The sequence below is a fragment of the Vibrio sp. OPT46 genome, from assembly GCF_015163535.1.
Taxonomy (GTDB): domain Bacteria; phylum Pseudomonadota; class Gammaproteobacteria; order Enterobacterales; family Vibrionaceae; genus Vibrio; species Vibrio alginolyticus.
Genome location: NZ_JADDYG010000397.1, coordinates 70,653 through 75,851 on the forward strand (window position 1 = coordinate 70,653; position 5,199 = coordinate 75,851).

The window sequence follows — 5,199 nt, forward strand, 5'->3', positions numbered from 1 at the left end:
AAAAGAAACGCATGGCGCTGCTTCCTGAAATCAAAGAAAAAGCATTGGCGTGGGCGGTCGGGCGTTGTTCTCCTGAAGAAATCGATCAACTGAATATTTTGCAGGCGACTATGGTTGCGATGCAGCGTGCAGTGGCGGGGTTACAGGTTCAACCTGATTTGGTGTTGATTGATGGTAACCGTTGTCCGGAGCTGCCTATGGATGCTCAAGCTGTAGTAAAAGGCGATCTACGTGTTGCCGAAATCAGTGCGGCTTCAATTATTGCCAAAGTCGTGCGTGACCAAGAGATGGAAGAGTTGGATAAACTTCATCCACAGTTTGGCTTCGCGAAGCACAAAGGTTACCCAACTAAAGCGCACTTTGAAGCGATTGAGCAACACGGAGTGATCAGTGAACACCGCAAGAGTTTCAAGCCAGTAAAAAAAGCGTTAGGCATAGAATAATCAAACGATCTAATTGGTGTTATAAACCCAACCTCTTTAGGTTAGAATCCCCAACAAAATAGAGTTACACGGTACCTGTTAATGTCAGATCCCAAATTCATCCACCTGCGTGTTCATAGTGACTTCTCGATGGTGGATGGTCTCAACAAAGTTCCGCCAATCGTAAAGAAAGTTGCTGAGCTCGGTATGCCCGCAATGGCGTTGACCGACTTTACCAACCTATGTGGTTTGGTGAAGTTTTACGGTACAGCACATGGCAGTGGTGTTAAACCGATCATTGGTGCTGACTTTAAAATGCAGTCGGACGAGTTTGGTGAAGAGCTGACACAAGTGACTTTGCTTGCGGCGGATAATGTAGGTTATAAGAACCTGACGTTATTGATATCAAAAGCGTACTTACGTGGACATGTTCAACACCACCCAGTGATTGACAAAGCCTGGTTGGCTGAAATGTCTGAAGGCCTGATTGTATTATCCGGCGGTAAAAGCGGGGAAATTGGTCGCGGCCTTTTGAAAGGCAACCGTCAAATAGTGCAAGGGTGTGTTGATTTCTATAAACAGCATTTTCCAGATCGCTTTTATCTTGAGCTACTTCGTACCGGTCGTCCAGATGAAGAAACTTATCTTCACTTTGCGGTTGAATTGGCAGAGCAGCAGGACTTGCCAGTAGTGGCGACCAATGAAGTTGTATTCCTGAGTCCAGACCTATTTGATGCTCATGAAATACGCGTAGCGATTCACGATGGTTACACATTAGAAGATCCGCGTAGGCCAAAAAACTACAGTCCGCAGCAATATCTTCGTACAGAAGAAGAAATGTGTGAGCTGTTTGCTGATATTCCTGAAGCGTTAGAAAACAGTGTCGAGATAGCGAAGCGTTGTAACGTGACTGTGCGCTTAGGTGAGTACTTCCTACCAGCTTTCCCAACCGAAGGGATGAAAGAGACTGAGTTCCTAGTCATGAAATCCCGAGAGGGGTTGGAAGAGCGTTTAGAGTTCCTATTTCCAGATGAGGAAGAGAGAAAACGTCGCCGCCCTGAATATGATGAACGTCTTCAGATAGAGCTAGATGTTATCAACCAAATGGGATTTCCTGGTTACTTCTTGATCGTAATGGAGTTCATCCAGTGGTCAAAAGATAATGGAATTCCTGTCGGTCCTGGACGTGGTTCCGGTGCTGGTTCTTTGGTGGCTTACGCACTAAAAATCACCGATCTGGATCCACTAGAATATGACTTGCTGTTCGAACGTTTCTTGAACCCAGAACGTGTTTCGATGCCCGATTTCGACGTCGATTTCTGTATGGATAAACGTGACCAGGTTATTGACCACGTTGCGGAAATGTACGGTCGCGACGCGGTATCTCAGATCATCACGTTTGGTACCATGGCGGCAAAAGCGGTAATCCGTGACGTTGGCCGCGTATTGGGCCACCCATTTGGTTTTGTTGATCGTATTTCAAAGCTGATCCCGCCCGATCCAGGCATGACGCTAGATAAAGCGTTTAAAGCTGAACCTGCACTACCTGAATTGTATGAGGCCGATGAGGAAGTTAAAGAACTCATCGACATGTGTCATATTTTGGAAGGCTGTACGCGAAACGCCGGTAAACACGCTGGTGGTGTTGTAATTTCACCTACAACAATTACCGATTTTGCGCCAATTTATGCAGACGCTGAAGGTCACTTCCCGGTTACTCAATTTGATAAAAACGATGTTGAGACCGCTGGCCTAGTTAAGTTTGACTTCTTGGGTTTACGTACCTTAACCATTATTGACTGGGCGTTAGGGCTGATTAACCCACGTCTAGAGCGAGAAGGTAAAGAACCGGTTCAAATTGAATCCATACCGTTAGAAGACCCTGCCTCTTTCCGTTTGTTGCAAAACTCTGAAACGACAGCAGTATTCCAGCTTGAATCTCGAGGCATGAAAGAGCTGATCAAACGACTTCAGCCAGACTGTTTCGAAGACATCATCGCATTGGTAGCACTCTTCCGTCCGGGTCCTTTGCAATCGGGCATGGTAGATAACTTTATCGACCGTAAACATGGTCGAGAAGCGATCTCTTATCCAGATGAAAAGTGGCAACACGAGTCGCTAAAAGAGACGCTTGATCCAACCTACGGCATCATCCTGTATCAAGAGCAGGTAATGCAGATTGCGCAGATCTTAGCAGGTTACACGCTAGGTGGTGCGGACATGCTTCGTCGTGCAATGGGTAAGAAAAAGCCAGAAGAGATGGCAAAACAACGTGCTATCTTTGAAGAAGGTGCGATAAAGAACGGTATCGATGGCGAGTTGGCGATGAAAATCTTCGACTTGGTAGAGAAGTTCGCCGGTTATGGTTTTAACAAATCGCACTCTGCTGCTTATGCATTGGTTTCTTATCAAACTCTTTGGCTGAAAACACATTATCCTGCCGAATTTATGGCTGCGGTAATGACAGCCGATATGGATAACACGGAAAAAGTCGTTGGCTTGGTCGATGAGTGTTTCCGTATGAAGCTCACCGTGCTGCCACCAGACATCAACTCTGGCCTATATCGCTTTAATGTTGATGAAAATGGCGCAATTGTTTACGGTATTGGTGCGATAAAAGGGGTAGGTGAAGGTCCTATCGATGCGATTCTTGAGGCGAGAAATAAAGGTGGTCACTTTAAAGACCTGTTTGATTTCTGTGCTCGAGTTGATCTAAAACGCGTCAATAAACGAGTGATAGAGAAGCTGATTTACGCGGGTGCGTTGGATCGACTAGGCCCACACCGCGCGGCGATGATGGCGTCACTCAATGATGCGGTAAAAGCAGCAAGTCAACATCACCAAGCTGAAGCGTTTGGTCAAACGGATATGTTTGGTGTGCTAACGGATGCGCCTGAAGAAGTAGAGCATAAGTATACGCAGGTTCCGCCTTGGCCAGAAAAAGTGTGGTTAGAGGGCGAGCGTGATACCCTAGGCCTATATTTGACAGGGCACCCAATTAACGCCTACGTAAAGGAACTAAACAAATACACCAGTTGTCGACTAAAAGACGCAACGCCCACTCGCCGCGACCAATCTGTCACGGTAGCCGGCCTGGTTATTGCCGCTCGTGTAATGACGACCAAGCGTGGTACACGAATTGGTATTATGACACTGGATGACCGAAGTGGTCGCATGGAAGTGATGTTGTTCTCAGATGCGCTGGATCGATACGCTGAACTTCTCGAAAAAGACAGAATTTTGGTCGTTTCTGGACAGGTCAGCTTTGATGACTTCAACGGTGGCCTTAAAATGTCGGCGCGTGAAGTTATGGATCTCGGCAGTGCGCGCGAGAAATACGCTCGTGGTTTGTCGGTATCGATAGATGCAAATCAGATCAACGATCAGTTTTTTGAGCAGTTCAGCCGTATTTTAGAACCGCACAAAGCCGGAACCGTACCCGTCAATGTATACTACCAGCGTGCCGACGCCAGAGCGCGGTTAACATTGGGCACCGAGTGGCGAGTTACGCCAAGTGATACATTACTCGACGATTTAAAACAGTTGCTTGGCAAAAGCCAGGTAGAACTCGAATTTAACTAAAAATTCAGCGCAATATGTTAGACGCTGAGTAAACAAGGATTCATAGATGAGCCTAAACTTTCTTGAATTTGAAAAGCCAATTGCAGAACTAGAAGCGAAAATTGAAGCATTACGTGATGTCTCTCGTCACGGTGGTGATTCTGCGATTGACCTGGATAAAGAAATCGAACAGCTTGAGAAGAAAAGCTTAGAGCTGAAGAAAAAAACCTTCAGTGACCTAGGTGCATGGGAAACAGCTCAACTGGCTCGTCACCCACTACGTCCTTACACGCTGGATTACATCCAACACGCTTTTGAGGAGTTTGATGAATTAGCGGGTGACCGCGCGTTTGCAGACGACAAAGCGATTGTGGGTGGCATGGCTCGCCTTGAAGGCCGCCCTGTGATGATCATTGGTCACCAAAAAGGTCGTGAGACCAAAGAAAAGGTGAAACGTAACTTTGGTATGCCGAAACCAGAAGGCTACCGTAAGGCTCTACGCTTGATGGAAATGGCAGAGCGTTTCAACATGCCGATCATCACATTTATTGACACGGCTGGTGCATACCCAGGTGTGGGCGCAGAAGAACGTGGTCAATCTGAAGCTATCGCGAAAAACCTAAAAGTGATGTCTGGTCTTAAAGTACCAGTAATCTGTAACGTTGTCGGTGAAGGCGGTTCTGGTGGTGCACTAGCAATCGGTGTAGGCGACTACGTGAACATGCTTCAGTACTCTACGTACTCAGTAATTTCTCCTGAGGGTTGTGCTTCAATCTTATGGCGTGATTCAGACAAAGCGCCACAAGCGGCAGAGGCAATGGGCCTAACTGCTCCGCGTCTTAAAGAGCTTGAACTGATCGACGAAATCATTGAAGAGCCACTAGGCGGCGCTCATCGCGATCATGTTCAAATGGCAGCGAATATGAAAGCGACACTACTTCGTCAGCTAGAAGATCTAGAACAACTGGATGAAGAGACGCTACGTGAACGTCGTTACCAGCGCCTAATGAGCTACGGCTACTGTTAATTTCGGTGATTGCTGTTAAGCGTTAGCTGATATCTCAATTGATAACAGTTAAAATAGAAAGGGTTGGATGAGAGTCCAGCCCTTTTTTGCATCTATCGGATCGTTTATGGAATCGCTTTACCTGCATTTTGCTCAAGTTCTCGGCCGCTACTATCAATTAGGCACTAAGGTTGTCTTGGCGTTTAGCGG

At 46.7% G+C, this 5,199-nt stretch carries 3 protein-coding genes; all 3 read left to right on the forward strand.

What is annotated here, in order from left to right; translation table 11 throughout:
* A partial coding sequence (locus IQR33_RS33470) for a ribonuclease HII (RefSeq protein ID WP_228013978.1) occupies positions 1-443 on the forward strand: 443 nt, incomplete at its 5' end.
* An 81-nt stretch (positions 444-524) separates the two neighbouring features.
* The gene (dnaE, locus tag IQR33_RS18465) at positions 525-4,004 is read left to right on the forward strand and encodes a DNA polymerase III subunit alpha (protein WP_005385364.1); all 3,480 of its coding nucleotides are present in this window, start codon (positions 525-527) and stop codon (positions 4,002-4,004) included.
* Positions 4,005-4,050: 46 nt separating this feature from the next.
* Positions 4,051-5,010 carry an acetyl-CoA carboxylase carboxyl transferase subunit alpha gene (gene accA, locus IQR33_RS18470; protein ID WP_005380365.1) on the forward strand — a complete coding sequence of 320 codons (960 nt, stop codon included), beginning with the start codon at positions 4,051-4,053 and terminating at the stop codon, positions 5,008-5,010.
* The last annotated feature ends 189 nt before the right edge of the window (positions 5,011-5,199 follow it).

Bases quoted from the DNA above. Each gene is read 5' to 3' on its own strand.
- accA (WP_005380365.1), top strand. From the start codon at position 4,051: ATGAGCCTAAACTTTCTTGAATTTGAAAAGCCAATTGCAGAACTAGAA.
- dnaE (WP_005385364.1), top strand. From the start codon at position 525: ATGTCAGATCCCAAATTCATCCACCTGCGTGTTCATAGTGACTTCTCG.